Origin of the sequence: Mucilaginibacter psychrotolerans (assembly GCF_004519315.1) — a bacterium.
Taxonomy (GTDB): Bacteria; Bacteroidota; Bacteroidia; order Sphingobacteriales; family Sphingobacteriaceae; genus Mucilaginibacter; species Mucilaginibacter psychrotolerans.
The window spans coordinates 1-1,234 of record NZ_SOZE01000080.1 but is presented as its reverse complement, the minus strand read 5'-3'; the positions used below and the strand labels follow the sequence as shown (position 1 = coordinate 1,234).

The following is a 1,234-nucleotide window of genomic DNA, read 5'->3' as shown; positions in this document are numbered from 1 at the left end:
TTATCGCTAATATCGTGGCTGGATTAATCGCATACTCATTTTTTCCTAAAAAACCGTCCATCTCTTATCAATCGACCTATTCTAATCAGATGGCCGCCTTTTGATTAATCGAACTCAGGTTGACAGTTAAGGTCAACCCTAATGACGGTTCTAAAAATCATTTATACCTGCATGTTGAGCGAGAGGAATTGAATGTGGCTTGCACATGCGGCATGCCGAATGAAAAGCTTTGCTATCATGCTTTTATAGGATTGCACAGCATGTGTTGGCTTACAGAGGGATTCGATTTTCAGGAAATTTATTGGCCGGGCTATTATAACAGTGCAAAAGCGAAGAAATTTCTTGAAATAGAGTTAGGTAAGCAACGGATAAATGTTTCAACTAAACCGGAATTTGGTACTATCTACCGCAGTGTGTTGCAATTCCCTGATGACCAACCGCCTGTATTGACGAACCCAACAGATCAAATGCTTGCTATAAAACCGGGCGATACTGCTATTTATGCCTATGCGGTTTGCTTTGCAACTGGTCGTTTCCGAAATCGCCATTTTCCACTTCTATTGCCATTTTATGGCGTAACAAGCAAGGACGGCTCAAAGGTCGTTAGCTTTAGTAGATTTATTTTGCCTGACAAGCTACCTGTTAAAGCGAATGGCGACCAGCAGAACCAGTTAGATGATTATAGTAAATCTTTATACGGTATTATTAAACCGTTAAGTATTGCAGAAAATCACAGTAAAAAGACATGGGAAGCTGCTAAGCAAACTATTTTTGAAACGTGGCAAAGCATATTGCCTTTGCTAATCGACTATCCGTACAATCAAAGCTATCACTTATACTGGCTAAAACATTTGAGAGAGCGCCCTATGAAAATGTTTATGCGGGATTGTCGGTATAGTTTGGAACGACCATTTTTGGCTTTCGACCTTACTTATCGTAAGGAGTACTTTAACCTTTCCGTTAACGTCATAGTTGGCAGCAAATTAATCCCGGTAACTCATAAGCCTAATCTATTCGTTTTTGACGAAGAAACGCATACCGCTTTTTTGATGAACAGTATTCAGGATGATGAGTTATTGATATGGATGATGGACAATAAAAACAAATTAACCGTTAGAATAAGGCGTTTAAGCAACCCATGATTTTTGCAGAAATATTGGTCCGGCCGCAATCATCGTCTTGACAAGGTTATGAAACATATTGTCAGGATACTTAAGCCTGTTGAACCGGTAAC

At 39.5% G+C, this 1,234-nt stretch carries 1 protein-coding gene and 1 pseudogene; both read left to right on the top strand.

Going from position 1 to position 1,234, the window contains the following annotated elements; genetic code table 11:
* Positions 1-104 (top strand): annotated as a pseudogene (locus tag E2R66_RS29420) (IS982 family transposase); the annotation flags it as partial.
* Between the two features lie 15 nt (positions 105-119).
* A complete protein-coding gene (locus tag E2R66_RS28100) occupies positions 120-1,142 on the top strand; it encodes a hypothetical protein (RefSeq protein ID WP_134738020.1) in 1,023 nt (340 codons plus the stop codon).
* The last annotated feature ends 92 nt before the right edge of the window (positions 1,143-1,234 follow it).